Genomic DNA, 20,941 nt, shown 5'->3' with positions numbered 1-20,941 from the left:
GATCCGGCCCCGGATCAATCGTCCGCGACGACCGTGCAGCGGCCGCCGCCCCTCAGAATATCGCCAAAACCACCCTTTTCGTGGATCGAATAGACGATTATCGGAATGTTGTTTTCACGCGCAAGTGCAATCGCTGCCGTATCCATGATGGAGAGGCCGCGTTTTATGACTTCGCCATGGCTGATGCGCTCGAAACGCGTCGCATTCGGGTCCTTCTTCGGGTCGGCCGAGTAGACACCGTCGACCTGCGTGCCCTTGAACAGCGCGTCGGCGCCGATTTCCGCCGCGCGCAGTGCCGCCGCCGAATCAGTGGTGAAGAACGGATTGCCGGTGCCGCCGGCAAAGATCACCACCTTGCCCTGGTTCATGTAGGCGGTCGCCTGGCGTTGCGAAAAGCTCTCGCAGAGCTCGGGCATGGCGATCGCGGAAAGCACCACGGCGTCGACGCCGATCTTGTTCAGCGACGTGCGCAGCGCCAGCGAATTGATGACCGTGGCAAGCATGCCCATGTGGTCGCCGGTGACGCGATCGCCGCCCTTGGAGGCGACGGCCACGCCGCGAAAGATGTTGCCGCCGCCGATGACGACGCCGACCTCGATGCCCAAGGCGCGAGCCTCGGCGATGTCGCCGGCGATACGATCGACGACGGATACGTCGATGCCGAAATGCTGTTCGCCCATCAATGCTTCGCCCGACGCTTTCAGCAAGACACGTCGGTAGAGGGGCTTCACCGTCATCTGGGCCTCGTCATTTTGCGTATGGCGCGTTCAGGGTGGCTACCCTCGCGCAGGCGCCGCCCCGACAATGGCGCGATGCCGTTTTCCGATACACGAAGGGCGCCGCGATGTCACGCGGCGCCCAAGGCGGAAATCCAGGGACGATCTTCTAGGAAACGCCGGCAAAGCTGCCCTGCATCAAAAGGTCGGGCGTGTAGCCGAGCGGCTTGTCGCCGACGGCCAATCCTCCCGTTATGCCGCCCTGGATCTCGGCGCCAAAGAACGAATAGGGAAAGGGCGTGACCGGCTTGCTGACGGTATCGAGACGCGCCCGCAGGTCCGCCGGAATGTCGAAATCGAGCGCGCCCAGATTGTTCTTGAGCTGATCCAGTTTGGTCGCGCCGATGATCACGGACGCAATGCCGGGGCTGGTCGCGGCCCAGTTCACCGCGACCTGGGCCATGCTGCGGCCGATCTGATCGGCGACCTTCTCCAGTTCGGCGACGATTTCCCAATTGCGGTCGTTGAATTTCTGGAAACCGGGATTGGTCGAACCGCGCATCGTTTCCAGCCTGCCACTTGCCTTGCCGTCCGCGCCGGAACGGTATTTCCCGCTGAGAAGGCCGCTCGCCAACGGGCTCCAGACCATGATGCCGGCGCCATGGCGGGTGCCGAATGGCACGAATTCATGCTCGATGTTGCGCTCGGCCAGCGAATATTCGAGCTGCAGCGCCGAAACCGGCTCGTAGCCGCGATGCTCGGCCACGGCCTGGGCCCGGCTCGCATACCAGGCCGGCACGTTCGACAGACCGACATGGCGGATCTTTCCGGCACGAACCAGGTCGTCCAACGTGCGCATCACCTCTTCGGGCGGTGTCAGCCTGTCCCAGGTGTGAAGGATGTAGAGATCGATGTAGTCGGTGCCTAGCCGTTTCAGGGAACCCTCAACGGCTCGTATTATCGTCTTGCGGCCATTGCCGCCGGCATTGGGGTTGCCGGGTTCGGCGTTGTAGGTAAATTTCGTGGCGATGACCGCTTTATCGCGCAGTCCGCGCTCGGCGATGAATTCGCCAAGCCAGGTTTCGGCCGTGCCTCCGGTGTAGAGGTCGGCGGTGTCGAACAAATTGCCGCCTGCCTCGAGATAGGCGTCGACCAGGGCGCGCGCCGTCTCCTTGTCGGCGCCCCAGCCCCATTCCGTACCGAAAGTCATGGTGCCGAGCGCGAGCCTGCTGACACGCAAGCCGCTGCGGCCGAGGGTGTAGTACATGGTCATCATTGTCTCCTGCTTCGCCAATTGCGGCGATGCGGCGTAGATGCTCCCGCCCGTCCCGGTTGATAAGGGTGTATTATCCGCATGGACTATGCGATATCATGCATGAATGGATCGTGATCTCCTCAGCCACCTTCCCGTCGTCGTCGCCGTTGCGCGGCGCGGCGGCTTCGCGCTAGCCGCCGCCGAACTTGGCATGAGCCCGTCCGCCGTCAGCCATGCGGTGCGGCTGGTGGAGGAACGGATCGGCCAGCCGTTGTTTGCCCGAACGACGCGCAGCGTCGGCTTGACCGAGGCCGGCGAGGCGCTTGTGGCCGCGGCGGAACCGGCGCTGAAGGACATCGCGGACAGGATCGAGCGCATTCGCTCGATCAAGGGCAGGGCGAGCGGGCTTCTCAAGATCAATGCACCACGACTGGCCTTGCCGCTGGCGCTGATGCCCGTTCTGTCGGCGATGGCTGTGCGCTTTCCCGATGTGACGGTCGAGATCGTGACCGATGACCGCCTGAGCGATATCGTCGGCGAAGGCTTCGACGCCGGAATCCGGCTGCGCGAGATGATCGCGGACGACATGGTGGCGGTGCGCCTCACCCCGCCGTTCCGGACAGTCATTGTCGCCTCCCCGGCCTATATCGGCCAACACGGAAAGCCGCGAACGCTGGTGGATCTCTCCCAGCACAACTGCATCGGTTACCGGATGCTGCGATCACGCGCGCTCTACCGCTGGGATCTGTCCGACCACGGCAAGGATATCGGCTTCGAGACGCGTGGCAGCGCCATTGTCACCGATTCGCTGTCGGCGCGCGACATGGCATTGGCCGGCATCGGCCTTGCCTATCTGTTCGAACCGCTGGTGCGAGCCGATATCGAGGCGGGGCGGTTGGTCGAGGTGCTGCGCGAGACCTCGATCGAGGAGCCGGGAGCCTTCCTCTATTTCCCGCGCCGAGCGTCCATGGCACCGAAACTCCGGGCCTTCATCGATACCGCGCAAGAAATCGGCCGGGCACCCCTGCGGACGCCCGGCCGAAAATCTCGTCAGAAGGATAAATTGCCCGAAGGCAGCCTTACTTCTTGACCGCCGCCGCGACTTCCGCCGCGAAATCGGTCTCTTCCTTCTCGATGCCTTCGCCCAGCGCGAAACGGAGATAGGCCGAGATCTTGGCCGGCGCGCCGATCTCCTTCTCGGCATCCTTCAGCGCCTTCTCGACGGTGATGTCGGGATTGAGCACGAAGGCCTGTTTCAGCAGCACGACCTCTTCATAGAACTTGCGCAGGCGGCCCTCGACCATCTTCTCGATGATCGCTTCCGGCTTGCCGGACTGGCGTGCCTGGTCGGAGAAGATCGCCTTCTCGCGCTCGACCGCTGCCGGATCGATCTGCTCGGCGGTCAGCGCCATCGGGTTGGTGGCGGCGACATGCATGGCGACCTGGCGGCCAAAGGCGTTGGCGGCATGCTCATTGCCCGTGGTCTCGATCGCGACCAGCACGCCGAGCTTGCCAAGGCCGTCGGCAACCGCGTTGTGGACGTAGCTGGCGACCGCACCGTGCGGAACGGTCAGCTTGGCGGAGCGGCGGAAGCCCATATTTTCACCAATGGTGCCGACAGCGTCCTTGATGGTGTCGGCAACCGACTTGTCCGAACCCGGATACTTCGCGGCGGCCACGGCCTCCGTCGTGCCATAGGCCAGAGCGAGCTTGGCGACATTGGCGACGATTTCCTGAAACGCCGCATTGCGGGCAACGAAGTCGGTCTCGGAATTGACTTCCACCACGGCGGCTTCGCGCACGCCGTTGTCGACGCCGATCAGGCCCTCGGCCGCGGTGCGCCCAGCCTTCTTGTCGGCCTTGGAAATACCCTTCTTGCGCAGCCAGTCGACGGCCTCTTCCATGTTGCCGTTGGTCTCGGTCAACGCCGCCTTGCAGTCCATCATGCCCGCGCCGGTCAAGTCGCGGAGTTCTTTGACCTGTGCAGCCGAAATGCTCATTGTCGCCTCTTTGTTTTAAATGCACCGACGCACCATCGGTACTCGATGATGCGTCTGTTTAGCGTGCCAAAATACGAGAAAGATGAAGGCCGCAACCGGCCTTCGACTATCAGGCTTCGGGGGTTTCCGATGCCGGGGCCGGGTCGAGCGCCGGCTCGACCGGAGCTTCGATGGAAGCGCCGATATCGACGCCGAGCGCGCCCTGCTGACGGGCGATGCCGTCGATCGCAGCCTTGGCGATCAGATCGCAATACAGCTGGATGGCGCGGGCCGCGTCGTCATTTCCGGGGATCGGGAAATCAATCTTGTCCGGATCGCAGTTCGAATCGATGATGGCGACCACCGGAATGCCGAGGCGCTTGGCCTCGAGAATGGCGATCGCTTCCTTGTTGGTGTCGATCACGAACATCAGATCGGGCGTCGAGCCCATGTCCTTGATGCCGCCGAGCGCCTTGTCGAGCTTCTCGCGTTCGCGGTCGAGGTTCAGGCGCTCCTTCTTGGTCAGGCCCTGTGCCTCGCCGGCCAGCATCTCGTCGAGCTTGCGCAGGCGCCGGATCGAGTTCGAGATCGTCTTCCAGTTGGTCAGCATGCCGCCAAGCCAGCGGGAGTTGACATAATACTGGGCCGAACGCTGAGCGGCGTCGGCAACAATGTCCGAAGCCTGGCGCTTGGTGCCGACGAACAGCACGCGGCCGCCCTTGGCGACAGTGTCGGAAACCTGCTTCAACGCCTGGTGCAGCAAAGGCACCGTCTGCGAGAGGTCGATGATGTGGATGTTGTTGCGAGCGCCATAGATGTAGGGCGCCATCTTCGGGTTCCAGCGGTGGGTCTGGTGGCCGAAGTGAATGCCAGCTTCCAAAAGCTGGCGCATGCTGAAATCAGGCAGAGCCATTCTTATTTCCTTTCCGGTTAGCCTCCACGGACACAGGCATTCTTGGACTTTGTCCTCGAACGCCACCGGAGGTTTCAGCCGGATTTCTCCCGGGCAGACACCAAAGTCCGTGTGTGGAATGAGCGCGCATATAGAGGGGATGCGCGACAAACGCAAGTCGTGTGGCTTCTGTGGTCCGGCGTGCGACGATGCGCGCCCTGCCGTCAGCGCTTTACCTTGCCGTTCGGCACCCTCACCCGCCTGAAGATCGCGACGATCTCCTCGCGGCTGCATTCGATGGCGCCGAGCCGCACCGCGCGGTCGCGCTCGAAGCCGGTTATGTCATAGTGCGGCGCCGATGTCTTGGGTGGTCCCTGGTAGGATGAGCGCTTGATGCCAAGCTCCGCGGCGAAGCGATGCAACTCGTCGGTGTCGTCGGCGAGCAGATGGCACCAGCGATGACCAACCCATTTCCAGATCGCCGCGTCGACATAGACCGCCATGAGGCTCGCCGCATTCCTTCAGTTCGCGCCGGTCGGAACCCGCCTAGCGATGATAGAAGGGATTCGGATGGAAAATGAAGCCGCGACCGGCCTCGACTTCCACCACCGTGCCGGTCACTGTTTCCTGCATACGCCGGTGCAACTCGGCAACCGCATCCTCGACCGAGCCGGCATAGGCATGCAGACCAAGTGGATCGGGCACCCGGATATGGGCGCAACGCGGCCCGACCGGCTGCGGAATGAACCGGTTCATCGTGTCGCGCAGTCCGCTCCTGCAATAGTCGTTGCGAATCCGTTTCAGATGTTCGGCGATCTCCTCCTGCGTGATGCTCGGATTGGCCGACGCCCAGGACCCGACACGTTGCAATCTCTGGATCGTGTCGGCGAGCGCGCGGACCCGCTTCTGACGTTCGACATCGCCGGCGTTCTCGCGCTGCCAGCGGCGCGACCGCCGCAGAAGCTCGGCGATGGGGGCGTCGGCAGCGTCGAATGAGATGGCTTCACCAAGCCGGCGGCCCAGCGCGAGCAGCAACACCTGCTGGCGCTCGGCATAGGGTGCGCTTTCGTCGGATGGCATGGCCCAGGCGGCCTCATCGCGGGCCAGCAGCATCGAATAGATTTGATGGATGCGCTGCGGCAGCGTGTCGGTGGGGTTGCGCTCGATTTTCAGATTTCGCTCGACATAGGCGCACTCCTTTGCCAGCGCCCGCTCCACATTCCCGGTGAAGGCGAGTTTCCAGACCACCGGCGCGATCCAGACCTTGAAATTCGGATCAGCCGCCCGCCCCTGCCTGAGAGCTTCGAGCCCCATTTCCACGGCGCCCGGCAGCAATGGCGCAACGACATTGCCGTGCCAGCCGACGCCGCCTTCGGGGTGCAGGAGCACGCCATGTCCTTTCACGGCCCAGGCCACCGAGTGCTCCCTGGCGGCAGCGCTGTTGCCGGGTATCTGGGCGATCAGGTTGTTGGCCAGCCAGAATTTCTGCATCAGCCGGCCGAGACCGTTGACGACACCGTTCGTCGCCCAGGAGGCCGTGAGCGGGCTGACCTGCGACACGATCTCCTTGTCGATCATCCAGTCGGTGAAGAACTCGGGATGATTGGGCGTGATGAAGGTGGCCTTGCCTGTACCGCAACTGGCCCGCAGCCGCTGAAGGTCGGCATCGGGAAAATCGATGTGACGGATGTTGGCGACGCCGCGCAACCCGGCCAGGCGGTTGAACGGCAAGATATCGCGAAGGCCCGGGACACCCCGCAGCATGACGATCCGGTTGACCGACGTCATGATGTTGATCAGCGCCGGGTTGGGCCTTGGCGCCACGAAAACATCGATCCTGCTCAAGCTGCTCCCCCGCAAAATCCGAGAGAGAAGGTGAGAAGCAATTGCGGCGCGTTCAAGTCCTTGACCGCGCGGGCGCCGTGTCGAGGTTAGTCAAAAGCGTCAGCCACGGCACTATTTCGTGGGGCAGGCTTTCGACTGGTCGAACAATGAAAGATTGACCAGCTTTCCCGTCATCGAGAAGTCGCCATAGTCCATGACGAGGTCGCGGGTGATGCCGTTCTCATGCAGCTTGAAGCTGATCCGGTATTCGGGCACCTCTTCGCCTGACTTGTCGGTACCGTCGAAATAGGCGATCTCGACCGGCCAGTATTTGTCGGTGGCGAGCTTCGCCAGCGCCGGCGCCTCCGGGTCGGTCTTGTCGGCATCGGTTTTCTTGCCGACCACGACAGTGGTGGTCATCACCTTGTTGGCGTCCTCGGAGCCGTCGAACAGGTTGGTTTCATAGAAGCTCTCGCCCTTCTCGGCCTTGCCGATCAGCTCGACCAGATGCTGCGTCGGAAACTGGGTCGCGGCCAGCTCGAGGCTGTTCTTTTCGGGCTTGTCGATATCGACCTTGAGCCCCTTTGTCTCTTTCGTCGCGATGCCCTTGACCTCCTTGTCGAGGTTCTGGTCGACGAAGGATTTCGTCACGAACGAGAATGTCTTGCCTTCCGCATCTTCGAAAGTGGTCGTCTGCTGGTCCGTCAGCCTCGTGTTGTCGGCGGTGACGATCTGGGTGACGAAGCGGAATTTCACCGTATAGCCTTCGCAAGCCGAGCCGTTGAACTCATAGACCATGCGGCCGGATATGCCTGTTATCCCAGAGCGATCGGAAGCCTTGTCGAGCGTGAGGTCGTAAACAGCGCGATGCGCTTGCAGTGCCGGCACGGCAAAAGCAGGGCCCATCGAGAAGACCGCCGATAACAGAACGGCAGGAAATGCAAAGCGCATTGCGCGCATGAGGTGCTCCGATCGTCGCGGCTGGTGGCAGGCCGCAGGGAAAGATGGTCCAGCTTAAAAAAAGTCGTGGCGGAAGCGAGGCAAAAATAGCAATTTCGGCCCGGCCAGCGCGGCGCCTTCCAGCAATAGGGAAAACCAATGAGTGAGACAATCGAAAAGCGGCTAAGCGATCTGGGCGTGACACTTCCTGTCGCCGCCGCGCCCGCCGCCAACTACGTGCCCTATTGCAGAACCGGCAACCTGCTGTTCACCGCCGGACAGTTGCCGCTCAAGGACGGCAAGCTGCAGGCGAGCGGCCCGCTTGGCCGGGATGCCGACACCGCGGCCGGCAAGGACGCGGCAAAGTACTGCGCGATCAACATCCTGGCGCAGGCCAAGGCCGCACTCGGCGACCTCGAGAAAATCCGCCGCCTGGTGAAGATCACCGTCTTCGTCGCCTCCACGCCGGATTTTGTCGAACAGCATCTGGTCGCCAACGGCGCCTCCGATTTCCTGGTCGCGGCACTCGGCGAGCGCGGCAAGCATGCCCGCTCCGCCGTCGGCACGGCGTCCCTGCCGCTTAATGCCGCAGTGGAGATCGAAGCGATCTTCGAAGTCGAATGAGCCAGGAGACAACCATGACCGACCTATCCTGGCTGACCGCCCGGCCCGTCGCCCATCGCGGCTTCCACGACATGAACAAGACGCGATGGGAAAACACGCTTTCCGCTTTCGCTGCGGCGGCCGAGCGCGGCTATGCCATCGAATGCGACGTGCATCTGTCGTCTGACGGCGTTCCCGTCATCATCCATGATGGCGACCTGCAAAGGCTGACCGGACAGGACGGCTTCGTCTGGCAGCGCACCGCGGCTGAGATGGGTGCGCTGAAAGTCGGTGGCACGGCTGACCATGTGCCGACGCTGCGGGAAGCGCTCGACCTGGTCGATGGCCGCGTACCGATGGTGGTGGAGTTGAAAGGGGTTCCCGGCCGCGACGAGGGCCTCGTGGCGCGTGTCGGCAAGATCCTGAAGCGCTACAAGGGTAAAGCGGCGATCATGTCGTTCGATCACTGGCTGATCCGCGATTTTTCCAAACACGCGCCGGGCATTCCGGCCGGATTGACCGCCTATGGCAAGGAAAACCAGCTGATCGAGGCACATTTCGCCATGCTGGCGCACGAGATCGCCTTCACTTCCTACGCCGCCGGTGATCTGCCGAACCGGTTCGTCAGCTTTGTGCGTGAAAAGCTCGGCATGCCAGTGATCACCTGGACCGTGCACGACCAGCCGGCTGTCGACCTGACCTTCAAATACGCCGACCAGATGACGTTCGAAGGATTCGAGCCCGATCTTGTCAATGCGGCCTGAGGTCGGGTTGCCTGAAACGTGACTTGTACCAAGCCGGACGGAGCTTAAATAAGCCTCATGGATCAGGGCGACGACGGCGATGGGCAGACAGCAAATGCGGACTATTCGATCCGCGTCGCCGCGGGCATCGGCGCTTTCACCTGCGATGAGTGGAACAGCTTCGGCGGCACCACGCGCAGCGGCACGGAAAACGGCTACAACCCCCTTGTTTCATTCGCTTTTCTGAGCGCACTCGAAGAGTCTGGTTGCGCCGTGCGGCGCACCGGCTGGCAAGGTCATCACCTGAGGCTGGAGAACGCGCAAGGCAGGCTGCTCGGTGCGGTCCCGTGCTATCTCAAGTCGCACAGCCAGGGCGAATATGTGTTCGATCATGGCTGGTCGGATGCCTTCGATCGTGCCGGCGGTCGCTACTATCCCAAACTGCAATGCTCGGTGCCGTTCACGCCGGTCACCGGCCCTCGCCTGCTGGTCACCAGGGGCGAGGACATCGGCACCGTGAAGGCCGGGCTGGCTGCCGGACTGAAGGCGGTCACCGACAAGCTTGGCGTCTCTTCCGCACATGTCACCTTCGCGCAGGAGAGCGACGTGGAGGTGCTGGAAGCGGCAGGTTTCCTGCATCGCACCGACCAGCAGTTCCACTTCTTCAACGAAGGCTTTTCAACCTACGACGATTTCCTCGCCACCCTCGCCTCGCGCAAGCGCAAGGCGATGAAGAAGGAAAGGCGCGAGGCGCTCGCCGACGGCATCTCGATCGACTGGCTGACCGGCAAGGACCTCACCGAAAAGGCCTGGGACGACTTCTTCGCCTTCTACATGGACACCGGCAGCCGCAAATGGGGCCGGCCCTATCTCAACCGCCAGTTCTTCTCGCTGATCGGCGAGCGCATGGCCGACGACATCCTGCTGGTCATGGCCAGGCGCAACGGGCGCTATGTTGCCGGCGCCATAAATTTCATCGGCTCCGACGCGCTCTATGGCCGCAACTGGGGCTGCATCGAGGACCACCCCTTCCTGCATTTCGAGGTCTGCTACCATCAGGCGATCGACTTCGCCATCGAGCGCAAGCTGAAGGTGGTCGAGGCGGGCGCGCAGGGCGAACACAAGCTGGCGCGCGGCTACCAGCCGGTGACCATGCATTCCGCGCACTACATCGCCCATCCCGGGCTGCGCAACGCTGTTGCCGACTATCTCAAGCGCGAACGGCGCGAGGTGGAACGGATGGGCGAATATCTGGGAGAGCACACCCCGTTCCGCAAAGACCTGGAGGAATAACAGGCCTTTCGGCGTGGCAGCCGCCGCTGTTTACCGTCCAGCCGGAATCCGCTAAGCCAAGCTCGGGGCATGGGTGCTCAGGCACCCACGGGGGAAGCATGCAGGGTTTGGGATCTCTGGGTGTCGGGCAATGGCTCGGTGCGGCGGGACTCGTGGCCGCCTCGTTGCTGGTTGCCTGGCTGGAAGGCAAGCGCTCGGCGTGGCCCCTTGGCTTTGCAACCTTCTTTCTTCTCTTTGGCCTCGCGCATCTCGTTTTTCCAGGCAACGTCGTCGCCTTGTGGGCTGCGTTGATGTTGACCGCGGCGATCGGCATCGTTTCCAAACTGAAATATCGTCATCTCGGTTTCAATTTCCTGGCCGGCGATATCTGTCATCTCGCGGCAAGCAGTTTTCGAACTGTTCTGGCCGACCACGCGCGCATGGCAATTCCCGCCCTGGCCGGCATGATCGCGATCCTCGCACTGATCGTTGTTCTGGCGTTGACGTTTGCAGAGCCGGCAATGCCGTTGCCACAGCGACTAGCGTTGTTCGGGGCGACGGCAATCGTATATCTATGCGTTTTCTGGGTGAGTGGAGGGTTGAAGCGATTTCGCTTCCACCACCTGACCGACGACCGGGTTCATCTCTCCGCCTTTGTCGCCTCATGGTTCGGCGCGGGTCCATCGCGGCTGCCAGGCTTTGTCGACATCGATCCGGACCCGCTGCCGCTCTTGCCGCCAGTGCCGGCAAAGACGGTCGGCGTATGAGAAACCGCCGCATATCGTCATGATCATGCATGAATCGACATTTGACCCGCGACGGCTCGGCATACCCGTCAATCAGGCATTCGAGCCGTTCTTCACGCCGCCGGACAGCCTCTGTGGAACGCTGCATGTCGACGTCTTTGGCGGCAGCACCCTGCAGACGGAATTTTCGGTGCTGACGGGTCTCTCCTCGCTGTCGTTTGGGAACGACAGCCGCTTCGTCTTTCATCTTCTGAGCGGGCGCGTGCGGCATGCGCTTCCCTCTGTCCTGACCGGTATCGGCTACAGCGTGTCGCATATCAGCTGCGACCGGCCTTCCTTCGTCAGTTGCGGCCGGTTCTACAAGTCGATCGGCTTCGATGATGTCAGCTATGCCGAAACCTTGCCGCCCCCGTTCGATGCCGAGCGCTGGAAGCGGGAAAATCATGACGGGCAACTTTATGACCATGGGCTCGATCAGCTTTCGCGCCGCTTGGCGGACGGCAGGCCCTGCTTTCTCTCGATAACGACACTCATGAACCATGGCGACCACCGCCGCCGCGTTTTCCCGGTCGACCGGCATGCTGAACTGCGCCGCGAAGCCGTCGCCGCGACCGGCGTCGCATCTTACGGCGAATATGTCGTGCGGTTGGCCGAGAGCGTCGCGGCTTATGCGTCCTTTCGCAAACGGCTCGAAGTCCTGCTGGACGGCCAACCGGCCATCATCATTCGCTATGGCGACCACCAGCCGTCGTTCACCACATCGCTTACTGGCTTGCCGCCTTCCGACCTGGCCTTGCGCGAGACATTTTACGCGATCGAGCCCATCAACGGCGAACTGCCGGACGATCTCCCTGCTCCGCCGGTGCTCGATTCGGCCTTCCTGTCGACGCTGACCTTGCTGGCGGCCGGGCTGCCGCTCGATGCGGTGTTCGCCACGCGAGCCGCCTTGTTGAACGAGTGCGCCGCGCCTTACTTCGAAAGCGCATCGCCGCGCAAAAGGCGTTTCCACCGCACGCTTGTCGATGCAGGCATGGTCGACCTCGCCTGATTGCCTTGCCGCCCACGGGAGGCTTCGGCTACACCGGGCGAACCACAATCCGGAGCGTTCGCCATGGCTGAAACCGCCTATGACACCGACAACATCTTCGCCAAGATCCTGCGCGGCGAAATCCCTTCGCACCGCGTCTACGAGGATGAGGCTGTGGTGGCGTTCATGGACGTGATGCCGCAAGGGCCGGGCCATACGCTCGTGGTGCCGAAGGCGCCGTCGCGCAACCTGCTCGACGCCGATCCATCGACATTCGGTCCGCTTTTCACGGTCGTCCAGAAAGTGGCGTTGGCGGTGAAGGGAGCCTTCGGCGCCGATGGCGTGACCATCCTGCAGTTCAATGAGCCGGCCTCGGGGCAGACCGTCTATCATCTTCACGTGCATGTCATCCCGCGCTTCGACGGCGTCCCGCTGAAGCCGCACACGGGCGGGATGGAGAAGCCCGAAGTGCTGGCGCGGAATGCCGAAAAGATACGGGCAGCGCTGGCGGTGCGGTGACGTTCAGCCTTCGATCATCGGCTTTGAATGGCCTGGACGATCCTCGACTTTCCGATCGTGGCGCACCGTTCAGGATGGCTATCTGAATGGTCACCTGCACCCGTTGAGCCAATGAAAAAAGCCCCGTTTCCGGGGCTTTTTCGACTTTCGTCAGGGTCAGTTCTTTCGTGGCAGTTGCGGCACGAGGCTGCGCTTGCCGCCGTCCTTGCCCTTGGGCTCCGGCTTCTGCATCACCAGCTTCTTCGCCGCGGGCTTTTTCGCCACGGCCTTGCGCGGCTTGGGAGCATCCTCAGGCTCTTCCTTCTTCGGCTTGACCGGAGCCTCGTCGGCGAGCGATTCGAGCTTCAGGCCGGTCTCGCCGGTTTCCTTCTTCTCGACGGTGACGCGCACCGTGCCGCCCTTCTTCAGCTTGCCGAACAGCACCTCGTCAGCCAGCGGCTTCTTGATGTGCTCCTGGATGACCCGGCCGAGCGGCCGCGCCCCCATGCGCTCGTCATAGCCCTTGTCGGCCAGCCAGGCGATCGCCTCCGGGGACAGGTCGAAGGTGACGCCACGTTCCGACAGCTGGGCCTCGAGCTGCATGACGAACTTCTGCACCACCTGATGGATGACCGGCACTGGCAGCGAGCCGAACGGAATGATCGCATCGAGCCGGTTGCGGAACTCCGGCGTGAACAGCCGGTTGATCGCCTCGACATCGTCGCCTTCGCGCTTGGTCGAACCGAAACCGATCGCCGCGCGCTGCGCATCGGATGCACCCGCATTGGTGGTCATGATCAGGATCACATTGCGGAAGTCGATCTGCTTGCCGTTGTGGTCGGTCAGTTTGCCGTGGTCCATCACCTGCAACAGGATGTTGAACAGGTCCGGATGCGCCTTCTCGACTTCGTCCAGCAACAGCACGCAGTGCGGATGCTGGTCGACGCCATCGGTCAGAAGACCGCCCTGGTCGAAGCCGACATAGCCGGGAGGCGCGCCGATCAGCCGCGATACGGTGTGGCGTTCCATGTATTCCGACATGTCGAAGCGGATCAGTTCGACGCCGAGCGAGGCGGCCAATTGCTTGGCCACTTCGGTCTTGCCGACGCCGGTTGGCCCCGAGAACAGGTAGGAACCGATCGGCTTTTCCGGCTCGCGCAGGCCGGCACGTGCCAGCTTGATGGCCGAGGTCAGCGCGGTGATCGCGGTGTCCTGACCATAGACGACGCGCTTCAGCTCGACGTCGAGGCCCTGCAGCACCTTCTCGTCGTCGGCCGAAACCGTCTTCGGCGGGATACGGGCCATGGTGGCGATCGTCGCTTCGATCTCCTTGATGCCGATGGTCTTCTTGCGCTTCGCCTCGGGCACCAGCATCTGCGAGGCGCCGGTCTCGTCGATCACGTCGATCGCCTTGTCCGGCAGCTTGCGGTCGTTGATATAGCGGGCCGACAGTTCCACCGAGGCCTTGATCGCCTCGTTGGTGAACTTCACCTTGTGGAACTCCTCATAGTAGGGCTTCAGACCCTTCATGATCTCGATGGCGTCCTCGATGGTCGGCTCGTTGACGTCGATCTTCTGGAAGCGCCGAACCAAAGCGCGGTCCTTCTCGAAGAACTGGCGGAACTCCTTGTAGGTGGTCGAGCCGATGCAGCGGATCGCACCCGACGACAGCGCCGGCTTCAACAGGTTGGATGCGTCCATGGCACCGCCCGATGTCGCCCCGGCCCCGATCACCGTATGGATCTCGTCGATGAACAGCACGGCACCTGGATAATCCTCGAGTTCCTTGACGACCTGCTTCAGCCGTTCCTCGAAATCGCCGCGATAGCGCGTGCCGGCCAACAGCGTGCCCATGTCGAGCGCGAAGATGGTGGCGTTGTGCAGCACTTCGGGAACATCGCCCTCGACGATGCGCTTGGCGAGGCCCTCGGCGATCGCCGTCTTGCCGACGCCGGGATCACCGACATAGAGCGGGTTGTTCTTGGAACGGCGGCACAGCACCTGGATGGTGCGGTTGATCTCCAACTCGCGGCCGATCAGCGGATCGATCTTGCCGGCCTTGGCCTTGTTGTTGAGGTTGACGCAATATGCGGTCAGCGCGTCCTGCTGCTGCTTTTTCTTGCCGCCTTCCTCTTGAGGCTCGGCGCCGTTCTGGCCGCCCTGTTCGTCATCGGCGCCACGTGGCGAGCGCGTCTCGGATGCACCGGGACGCTTGGCGATGCCGTGCGAGATGTAGTTGACCGCGTCATAGCGGGTCATCTGCTGTTCCTGCAGGAAATAGGCGGCATGGCTCTCGCGCTCGGCGAAGATGGCGACGAGCACGTTGGCGCCCGACACTTCCTCGCGGCCCGACGACTGCACATGGATCACCGCGCGCTGGATGACGCGCTGGAAACCGGCTGTTGGCTTGGAGTCCTCGTCGTAGCCGGTGACGAGATTGTCGAGCTCGGTGTCGATATAGGTGAGCACCGTGTGCTTCAGTTCGTCGAGATCGACATTGCAGGCGCGCATAACGGCGGCCGCCTCGGTGTCATCGATGAGCGCGAGCAGCAGATGTTCAAGGGTTGCATATTCATGGTGCCGCTCATTGGCGAGCGTCAGCGCCTGGTGAAGCGCCTTTTCCAGGCCTTGGGAGAAAGCCGGCATGTTACCTCACTTCTTCTCCATCACGCATTGCAGCGGATGCTGATTCTGTCGGGCGAAATCCATGACCTGGGACACTTTGGTCTCGGCCACCTCGAATGTATAGACCCCGCACTCGCCCACCCCATGATTGTGAACATGAAGCATAATGCGTGTGGCGGCTTCGCGATCCTTCTGGAAAAAACGCTCCAGCACATGAACCACGAACTCCATGGGCGTGTAGTCGTCGTTGAGGATGAGGACCCGATAGAGGCTGGGCTTCTTGGTTTTGGTTTTGGTGCGCGTAATGACGGCCGTCCCACGGCCGGCCTCATTGCCGTCGCCGTCCCCGTTTTGCATTCGCACCACGCGTCTCGTGGCAGTCAAACCGATAGTCACGTATTCCTGCCTCTTTCGAATCCTCATGCGAGTTCGACATGTAGGTGTTCGATGAACGATTTTAAGCCCTTCTGTTTAGCTGACAATATGGCTAGGTGGCGAAACCGGGCCGATTTTTTCAATCGTGCCGGCCGATTTTCGCAATCGTGAGGGGGCGCGAGGCCCCGGAGCTGAAATTGGCATGAAAAAACCCGGCCACGTTTCCGCAGCCGGGCTTTGTCCCGGGCCCAAAGGGCCAGATATGGGTGACGTCGGGCGAAATCACTTCGCCCAGGCGAAATTACTTCGCCTTGGCGACAATCGATTCGAACGGCTTGTAGGCTTCCTTGGCGAGCTCGGCATAGAGGTCGCCAATCTTGGTGGCCTCGGCGACGAACGCCTCGTAAGACTGCTTGGCATAGTCGGACTGGATCTCGATCGCCTTTTCCAGCGACTTGGCCGAAAGGATCTTCTCGACCACGGCGCTGCCGGCCTCGAAGCTCTTCTTGGTGTATTCGCCAGCCTCAGTGGCGATCGCCTGCGCGCCCTTGGAGAGCGAAGCGAAGCTCTTCAATCCGGTGTCGGCGAACTCTTTGCCGTATTTGCTGAAGTCCTCATAGGTCTGGGTCATTTCACGCATTCCCTTGACGGTTGAAGCGTCCTTCTTCGGGGCGCCCTTGTGCAATGCACGCTAATATATTGTGCGCCGCACAAAAGTCAATATTCCGCTGGTCCTGCGGGCCTGCCTGCGCAGGCAATGGCTAAAAATCGAATAAAGAGAGCTTCAAGCCCGAAGAAAATGGTGAACGCGGCGGTTACCATAAACGGATTGGTAACGCTGCCTCGGTAGCTTGGCCGAAAGTGAGGCAGGATCCCTTTGCCGCCTCCGAAGCAACGAGAATTCAAAGGAAGTATCAGTGCGTCAGGCGTTGTCGGGCATCGTTTCCAAATCCACCTCTTCCCTTAAAACGATCATGATCGTCGCCATGGCGATGACGTTCGTCGTTGCCGATGCCGCCTCGTCACTGGCGGCAAGGTCCGCCGCCATTGTCGTCGACGCCAAGACCGGCAAGGTGCTTTACTCGGCGGATGCCGATGGCAGGCGCTATCCGGCCTCTCTCACCAAGATGATGACGCTCTATCTGACCTTCGAGGCGCTGGCGAAGGGCAGGATCAGCCGGAACTCACCTGTCGTGTTTTCCGCCCATGCCGCCGCCGAGGCGCCGACCAAACTCGGCGTGAAGGCTGGCGGCTCGGTCACCGTCGACACCGCGATCCTGTCGATAGTCACCAAGTCGGCGAACGACTCGGCAACCGCGCTCGGTGAAATGCTCGGCGGCAACGAAACCAGTTTCGCCCGCATGATGACCGCCAAGGCGCGACAGCTGGGCATGAACGGCACCGTGTTCCGCAATGCCAACGGCTTGCCCGACCCCGGCCAGTTCACGACGGCACGCGACATGGCGACTCTCGGCATCGCGCTCAGGGAACATTTCCCGCAGTATTACGCCTACTTCTCGCAGCGGTCCTTTCTCTATGGCCGTCAGCGGATCAATGGCCACAATCGCCTGTTGGGGCGCATCAAGGGCGTCGACGGCATCAAGACCGGTTACACCCGCGCCTCGGGATTCAATCTCGTCTCGTCCGTATCGGACGGCAATCGCCGCCTCGTCGCCGTGGTCATGGGCGGCACCTCCGGCGGCAGCCGCGACAACCAGATGGCGTCCCTGATCAACACCTACTTGCCCAGGGCTTCGACGCGCGGCGGCGGTGCCCTGGTCGCCCAGGCTGACAGCGGCAACCCAATCAAGGCACTTGCCAAGGTGCTGCTGCCCAAGCACGACGCGCCGACGCCGGACGACAAGCCGGTGGCCGTGGCCAGCGCCGATGCAGCCGATGCAGCCGTCGCCGACGACTCGACCGTTGCCCAGGACGATGACAGCTCCGACGACAATGCCGCGGTCGAAGAAACCAAACCGGTTGTTCCGGCGAAGAAGGTGAAGACAGTCATCGTCTCCGCCCCGCAGGTCGCCACGGCCCAGGTCGTGGCCGCCTATGCCGAGCCGACGCCCGCTGTCGACCCGGTCAATACCGCTTCGGTGCCGTCGGGCTGGGCCATCCAGGTCGCCTCGTCGCCGAAACAGTCCGAAGCGCAGGCCGTCCTCGACAAGACCGCCAAGCAGGCACCCAAGGTGCTGGCCGACGCTTCCGGCTTCACCGTCGCCTTCGACAAGGACGGCGTCACCTATTACCGCGCCCGCTTCGGTGGCTTTGGTTCGAAGACCGCCGCCTGGAAGGCCTGTACCGCTTTGAAGAAGAAGAACATCGAGTGCTACGCCGTCCAGCAGTAGGGCTGCGTCGGAGCCATCTCCCGGAAGAATTCTGCGTCGAAGGAGACTAGTTGTGATTAGAGAGCAAGACGTCCTTGGCTTCGTTGATCCGCGCCGCCAGGAAAGACGTGCCGCCGATATCGGGGTGCAGGCGCTGCATCAGGCGGCGGTGCGCCTTGCGGACATCCGCCGCGGCGGCCCCCGCTTCAAGACCAAGGACCTTGTAGGCCTCCTCCTTAGTCATGGCGCCCGGACCTGGCGCAACACCCAACCCTTCGCCACCGTTCGTCTCAGCGTTTTTGCGCCAGACGGGAAATCTGCCGTCAAGATACGTCTCTAGCAATTGCCGGCTCTCCGGATCGCCGGAGAGCTCACGGTAAAGCTGCTGCATTTCAGCCTGCCCCATCGCGCCAAGAATCTTGCCGTCATGGCGGCCGGCGAGAACGAGTCCTTCGAGACCGCCCGTTTCGTGATCAAGCTCCATTTCGAGCGCGGCTGTCCGCACTGTTGAGCGCTTTCCAGATGCCAGCTTCGCATCCGGACGGCTCACGCGCGTGGCGCCATACCATGCAATTGCCGCGAACAGGATGATACCGCCGATCCCTTCACGCCCGACCAGGAGCAAGGTGCCGCCCACCAGCGCCAGCAGGATCGGCGCCAGCGTTCTCATTCCGCTTGCGAGCCTGGCCGGATCCGCACGGAGGAACGCGGTGGCTGCGCTCAGAAGCACCAGCAGCAATGCGCCCAGAACGATAATCGCGCCTAACATTTCCCACCGCCCCGCGGATTCCCTGCCCGTGTGGACAGCCGCGCAAGTTCCCTAAACACTTTTTCTGCGCCGGAATCATGGCCTGCCCCCGACAGGAAGACAGAAACGCCGTGCGATCCGGCCCTGACGGCGATGCCTTCAGGCTTGGCCGGCGCGACAACGGCCTTTGTCGACCTCGACAGGTTCTCCTCGCTCATGAATTTCAAGATGTGGCGTTGTCGCGCCGCTGGCAAGTCCAGTGTGGAGCAAGATTGAGGGCCAGCAAACTGCGGGAAGAGATCATGTTCAAACGAACCCCATCCCATTCCATCGGGATGGAATGGCTCCAGCGCCGACAGGGGCAGGCAAACGCTTCGGCGTGATGTCCTACAGCAAGCCGAGATCGGCAAGCTCGCGCCGGAGTTTCGGCGGCATCTCGACCAGCCCAGCCTTGCCCTTGCCAAGATCGAGCGGTGCATCCGATGGCTTCAGATAGCGCCAGCCCTGAAAGGCCCGGCGCGGCTGCCAGTCGGTGCGCACGACTTGCGGATCCAGAATCAGATGGCAGCGGCCGATGCCTTCGTTGTCGGTGAACGGCCGGATCTCGGTGATCAGCTGGCGGCATTGCACATTGCCCTTGATCACCCAGTAGAGCGAACCGCCATCGGTGACCTCGGCACCGCGCGTCGGCACCATGCGCGTGGTATGCCAGTGTTCGACCGGTTCACCGGCCCGGCGGCGTTCGTCGAGACGGAACTCGATCCATTCCTCGAGATCCTCGACGCTGTCGCAGCCGACGCAGAGTTTCAGAATGTTGAGAGCCATTCGCTAAGGTTTAGTCCGGGACGCCGACGCGTCAACGGCCTGACGGACTTCTCCACAGTGCCAATCCACAGATATCAAGCCTGACAGGACTCTCAGCACTCGACGACGTTGACCGCGAGCCCGCCAAGGCTGGTTTCCTTGTACTTCTCGTTCATGTCGAGGCCGGTCTGGCGCATCGTTTCGATTGCCGCGTCGAGCGGCACGAAATGGACGCCGTCACCCTTGATGGCCAGCGACGCGGCCGTCACCGCCTTGACCGCGCCCAGCGCATTGCGCTCGATGCACGGCACCTGGACAAGCCCGCCGACCGGATCGCAGGTCATGCCGAGATGATGTTCGAGCGCGATCTCGGCGGCGTTCTCGACCTGTTCGGGCGTGCCGCCCATGACCGCGCACAGGCCGGCCGCGGCCATCGCTGACGCGGACCCGACCTCGCCCTGGCAGCCGACTTCGGCACCCGAAATCGAGGCATTGGTCTTGATGATGCCGCCGACGGCCGCCGCCGTCAGCAGGAAGTCGCGGATGCTCGGCTGGTCGGCCTCGGGATGGAAATGCAGCCAGTAGCGCAGAACCGCCGGCAGCGTGCCGGCGGCACCGTTGGTCGGCGCGGTGACCACGCGCCCACCGGCGGCGTTCTCCTCATTCACGGCCATCGCATAAATCGACAGCCAGTCGTTGGCGAGCAAGGGATTGGGTTTGTTCTGCTGCCACTGCTCCTGCAGCTTGTCGTGCAGCATTCTTGCGCGCCGGCGCACCTTCAGCCCGCCCGGCATGATGCCGTCCTGCGAAAGGCCGCGGTCGATGCAGCCCTTCATGGCGCTCCAGATGCCGTCGAGGCCGGCGTCGAGCTCCTCGCGCGACATCTGTGTCTCTTCGTTGACGCGCTTCATGTCGGCGATGGAGAGACCGCTTTTGCCGGCCATCGCCAGCATCTCGACGGCATTCTTGAAGGGATAAGGCACTTTCTTGCCTTCGGTCGTCACCGACCCCTTGGCTTTCATCCGCTGCAGTTCTTCTTCAGAAACCACGAAGCCGCCGCCGATCGAATAGTAGATGCGCTTGAGCAGCAGGCGGTCGCCGGCGTCATAGGCATAGAAGGCCATGCCGTTGGCATGGCCGGTGAGCGGCGTCTTGCGGTCCAGCACCAGATCGGTGGCCGGGTCGAAACGGTAGCAGGGGTGGCCGGGTGGAGAAATGCGCTTCTCGGCGGTGATGCGGCTGGCAATGCCGTCAGCCTGATCGGGATCGACAGTCTGCGGCGTAAGACCGGCAAGACCGAGAATGACGGCGCGGTCACTGCCGTGGCCGATGCCGGTATAGGCGAGCGAGCCATGCAGACTGGCGGCGAGACGGTCGACCTTCACGCCGGCCGGACGCGGCCAGTCATTTCCAGCGACTTCGTCGAGAAACCGCGCCGCGGCCGTCATCGGCCCCATCGTGTGCGAACTCGATGGACCGATGCCGATCTTGAACAGGTCGAAAACCGAAAGGAACACTTTGTCTCCTGGAGTCACGTCGAGGACTACATATAGGAATTCCCACGA

21 protein-coding genes are annotated in these 20,941 nt (G+C 62.4%); 8 read left to right on the top strand and 13 right to left on the bottom strand.

Going from position 1 to position 20,941, the window contains the following annotated elements; translation table 11 throughout:
* Nucleotides 1-14: 14 nt before the first annotated feature.
* Nucleotides 15-737, bottom strand: a complete 723-nt coding sequence (pyrH, locus tag OOJ09_RS13095; protein WP_091574801.1) for a UMP kinase — start codon at nucleotides 735-737, stop codon at nucleotides 15-17.
* Nucleotides 738-885: 148 nt separating this feature from the next.
* Nucleotides 886-1,992 (bottom strand): aldo/keto reductase, encoded by a 1,107-nt coding sequence (locus OOJ09_RS13090; RefSeq protein ID WP_269905613.1) that lies wholly within the window; start codon nucleotides 1,990-1,992, stop codon nucleotides 886-888.
* Between the two features lie 103 nt (nucleotides 1,993-2,095).
* Here OOJ09_RS13090 and OOJ09_RS13085 point away from each other — a divergent pair, with 103 nt between their 5' ends.
* On the top strand, nucleotides 2,096-3,061 hold the full coding sequence (locus OOJ09_RS13085) for a LysR family transcriptional regulator (protein WP_269905612.1): 966 nt from the start codon (nucleotides 2,096-2,098) through the stop codon (nucleotides 3,059-3,061).
* Here the strand turns inward: OOJ09_RS13085 and tsf are convergent.
* From tsf to OOJ09_RS13060, 5 genes are all read right to left on the bottom strand, one after another.
* Entirely contained in the window at nucleotides 3,051-3,971 is a 921-nt protein-coding gene (gene tsf / locus OOJ09_RS13080) for a translation elongation factor Ts (protein WP_269905611.1), read from the bottom strand. The genes OOJ09_RS13085 and tsf overlap by 11 nt on opposite strands.
* A gap of 109 nt (nucleotides 3,972-4,080) precedes the next feature.
* Nucleotides 4,081-4,863 (bottom strand): 30S ribosomal protein S2, encoded by a 783-nt coding sequence (gene rpsB / locus OOJ09_RS13075; protein WP_269905610.1) that lies wholly within the window; start codon nucleotides 4,861-4,863, stop codon nucleotides 4,081-4,083.
* 203 nt (nucleotides 4,864-5,066) lie between these two features.
* Complete coding sequence (locus tag OOJ09_RS13070) at nucleotides 5,067-5,345, bottom strand: DUF4031 domain-containing protein (RefSeq protein WP_091574809.1); 279 nt, start codon at nucleotides 5,343-5,345, stop codon at nucleotides 5,067-5,069.
* 43 nt (nucleotides 5,346-5,388) lie between these two features.
* A complete protein-coding gene (locus OOJ09_RS13065; RefSeq protein ID WP_269905609.1) occupies nucleotides 5,389-6,687 on the bottom strand; it encodes a hypothetical protein in 1,299 nt (432 codons plus the stop codon).
* Nucleotides 6,688-6,798: 111 nt separating this feature from the next.
* Nucleotides 6,799-7,626 (bottom strand): cell envelope integrity EipB family protein, encoded by an 828-nt coding sequence (locus tag OOJ09_RS13060; RefSeq protein WP_269905608.1) that lies wholly within the window; start codon nucleotides 7,624-7,626, stop codon nucleotides 6,799-6,801.
* 138 nt (nucleotides 7,627-7,764) lie between these two features.
* On the opposite strand from OOJ09_RS13060, the gene OOJ09_RS13055 reads away from it, so the two are divergent.
* The 6 genes from OOJ09_RS13055 to OOJ09_RS13030 all read left to right on the top strand — a co-directional run bounded on the left by OOJ09_RS13055 (nucleotide 7,765) and on the right by OOJ09_RS13030 (nucleotide 12,515).
* Nucleotides 7,765-8,229: a RidA family protein gene (locus OOJ09_RS13055; protein WP_269905607.1), complete on the top strand. Its 465-nt coding sequence runs from the start codon at nucleotides 7,765-7,767 to the stop codon at nucleotides 8,227-8,229.
* Nucleotides 8,230-8,243: 14 nt separating this feature from the next.
* Nucleotides 8,244-8,972, top strand: a complete 729-nt coding sequence (locus OOJ09_RS13050; protein WP_269905606.1) for a glycerophosphodiester phosphodiesterase — start codon at nucleotides 8,244-8,246, stop codon at nucleotides 8,970-8,972.
* A 57-nt stretch (nucleotides 8,973-9,029) separates the two neighbouring features.
* Nucleotides 9,030-10,244 carry a GNAT family N-acetyltransferase gene (locus OOJ09_RS13045; RefSeq protein WP_269905605.1) on the top strand — a complete coding sequence of 405 codons (1,215 nt, stop codon included), beginning with the start codon at nucleotides 9,030-9,032 and terminating at the stop codon, nucleotides 10,242-10,244.
* 164 nt (nucleotides 10,245-10,408) lie between these two features.
* Nucleotides 10,409-10,990: a hypothetical protein gene (locus tag OOJ09_RS13040; RefSeq protein ID WP_269905604.1), complete on the top strand. Its 582-nt coding sequence runs from the start codon at nucleotides 10,409-10,411 to the stop codon at nucleotides 10,988-10,990.
* 19 nt (nucleotides 10,991-11,009) lie between these two features.
* Nucleotides 11,010-12,017 (top strand): sulfatase-like hydrolase/transferase, encoded by a 1,008-nt coding sequence (locus tag OOJ09_RS13035; protein WP_269905603.1) that lies wholly within the window; start codon nucleotides 11,010-11,012, stop codon nucleotides 12,015-12,017.
* A gap of 63 nt (nucleotides 12,018-12,080) precedes the next feature.
* On the top strand, nucleotides 12,081-12,515 hold the full coding sequence (locus OOJ09_RS13030; protein ID WP_269905602.1) for an HIT family protein: 435 nt from the start codon (nucleotides 12,081-12,083) through the stop codon (nucleotides 12,513-12,515).
* Nucleotides 12,516-12,671: 156 nt separating this feature from the next.
* Here OOJ09_RS13030 and clpA read toward each other — a convergent pair whose 3' ends face one another.
* From clpA to OOJ09_RS13015, 3 genes are all read right to left on the bottom strand, one after another.
* Nucleotides 12,672-15,140, bottom strand: coding sequence for an ATP-dependent Clp protease ATP-binding subunit ClpA (gene clpA, locus OOJ09_RS13025; RefSeq protein ID WP_269905601.1), 2,469 nt, complete (start codon nucleotides 15,138-15,140; stop codon nucleotides 12,672-12,674).
* Nucleotides 15,141-15,146: 6 nt separating this feature from the next.
* The gene (gene clpS / locus OOJ09_RS13020) at nucleotides 15,147-15,476 is read right to left on the bottom strand and encodes an ATP-dependent Clp protease adapter ClpS (protein WP_167364898.1); all 330 of its coding nucleotides are present in this window, start codon (nucleotides 15,474-15,476) and stop codon (nucleotides 15,147-15,149) included.
* 319 nt (nucleotides 15,477-15,795) lie between these two features.
* Nucleotides 15,796-16,125, bottom strand: a complete 330-nt coding sequence (locus tag OOJ09_RS13015) for a phasin family protein (RefSeq protein WP_091574827.1) — start codon at nucleotides 16,123-16,125, stop codon at nucleotides 15,796-15,798.
* Between the two features lie 286 nt (nucleotides 16,126-16,411).
* Between OOJ09_RS13015 and OOJ09_RS13010 the strand changes: the two genes are divergently transcribed.
* Nucleotides 16,412-17,845 (top strand): SPOR domain-containing protein, encoded by a 1,434-nt coding sequence (locus OOJ09_RS13010; protein ID WP_269905600.1) that lies wholly within the window; start codon nucleotides 16,412-16,414, stop codon nucleotides 17,843-17,845.
* A 46-nt stretch (nucleotides 17,846-17,891) separates the two neighbouring features.
* Here the strand turns inward: OOJ09_RS13010 and OOJ09_RS13005 are convergent, their stop codons facing one another.
* The 3 genes from OOJ09_RS13005 to OOJ09_RS12995 form a co-directional block, all read right to left on the bottom strand.
* Nucleotides 17,892-18,593, bottom strand: a complete 702-nt coding sequence (locus OOJ09_RS13005) for a DnaJ domain-containing protein (RefSeq protein ID WP_269905599.1) — start codon at nucleotides 18,591-18,593, stop codon at nucleotides 17,892-17,894.
* A 366-nt stretch (nucleotides 18,594-18,959) separates the two neighbouring features.
* Nucleotides 18,960-19,397 (bottom strand): DUF1489 family protein, encoded by a 438-nt coding sequence (locus OOJ09_RS13000; protein ID WP_269905598.1) that lies wholly within the window; start codon nucleotides 19,395-19,397, stop codon nucleotides 18,960-18,962.
* 92 nt (nucleotides 19,398-19,489) lie between these two features.
* Nucleotides 19,490-20,893: an L-serine ammonia-lyase gene (locus OOJ09_RS12995; protein ID WP_269905597.1), complete on the bottom strand. Its 1,404-nt coding sequence runs from the start codon at nucleotides 20,891-20,893 to the stop codon at nucleotides 19,490-19,492.
* Between the last annotated feature and the right edge of the window lie 48 nt (nucleotides 20,894-20,941).

Source organism: Mesorhizobium qingshengii (assembly GCF_027563465.1).
Lineage (GTDB): Bacteria > Pseudomonadota > Alphaproteobacteria > Rhizobiales > Rhizobiaceae > Mesorhizobium > Mesorhizobium qingshengii_A.
Note: the sequence above shows the minus strand (reverse complement) of the source record. Positions and strands in the feature narration are given on the sequence as shown.

Bases quoted from the DNA above. Each gene is read 5' to 3' on its own strand.
- clpS (WP_167364898.1), bottom strand. From the start codon at position 15,476: ATGCAAAACGGGGACGGCGACGGCAATGAGGCCGGCCGTGGGACGGCC.
- rpsB (WP_269905610.1), bottom strand. From the start codon at position 4,863: ATGGCTCTGCCTGATTTCAGCATGCGCCAGCTTTTGGAAGCTGGCATT.
- OOJ09_RS13060 (WP_269905608.1), bottom strand. From the start codon at position 7,626: ATGCGCGCAATGCGCTTTGCATTTCCTGCCGTTCTGTTATCGGCGGTC.
- OOJ09_RS13030 (WP_269905602.1), top strand. From the start codon at position 12,081: ATGGCTGAAACCGCCTATGACACCGACAACATCTTCGCCAAGATCCTG.
- clpA (WP_269905601.1), bottom strand. From the start codon at position 15,140: ATGCCGGCTTTCTCCCAAGGCCTGGAAAAGGCGCTTCACCAGGCGCTG.
- OOJ09_RS13055 (WP_269905607.1), top strand. From the start codon at position 7,765: ATGAGTGAGACAATCGAAAAGCGGCTAAGCGATCTGGGCGTGACACTT.
- OOJ09_RS13085 (WP_269905612.1), top strand. From the start codon at position 2,096: ATGGATCGTGATCTCCTCAGCCACCTTCCCGTCGTCGTCGCCGTTGCG.
- tsf (WP_269905611.1), bottom strand. From the start codon at position 3,971: ATGAGCATTTCGGCTGCACAGGTCAAAGAACTCCGCGACTTGACCGGC.
- OOJ09_RS13035 (WP_269905603.1), top strand. From the start codon at position 11,010: ATGATCATGCATGAATCGACATTTGACCCGCGACGGCTCGGCATACCC.
- pyrH (WP_091574801.1), bottom strand. From the start codon at position 737: ATGACGGTGAAGCCCCTCTACCGACGTGTCTTGCTGAAAGCGTCGGGC.
- OOJ09_RS13015 (WP_091574827.1), bottom strand. From the start codon at position 16,125: ATGACCCAGACCTATGAGGACTTCAGCAAATACGGCAAAGAGTTCGCC.
- OOJ09_RS13005 (WP_269905599.1), bottom strand. From the start codon at position 18,593: ATGTTAGGCGCGATTATCGTTCTGGGCGCATTGCTGCTGGTGCTTCTG.
- OOJ09_RS13070 (WP_091574809.1), bottom strand. From the start codon at position 5,345: ATGGCGGTCTATGTCGACGCGGCGATCTGGAAATGGGTTGGTCATCGC.
- OOJ09_RS13090 (WP_269905613.1), bottom strand. From the start codon at position 1,992: ATGATGACCATGTACTACACCCTCGGCCGCAGCGGCTTGCGTGTCAGC.
- OOJ09_RS13045 (WP_269905605.1), top strand. From the start codon at position 9,030: ATGGATCAGGGCGACGACGGCGATGGGCAGACAGCAAATGCGGACTAT.
- OOJ09_RS13000 (WP_269905598.1), bottom strand. From the start codon at position 19,397: ATGGCTCTCAACATTCTGAAACTCTGCGTCGGCTGCGACAGCGTCGAG.
- OOJ09_RS13050 (WP_269905606.1), top strand. From the start codon at position 8,244: ATGACCGACCTATCCTGGCTGACCGCCCGGCCCGTCGCCCATCGCGGC.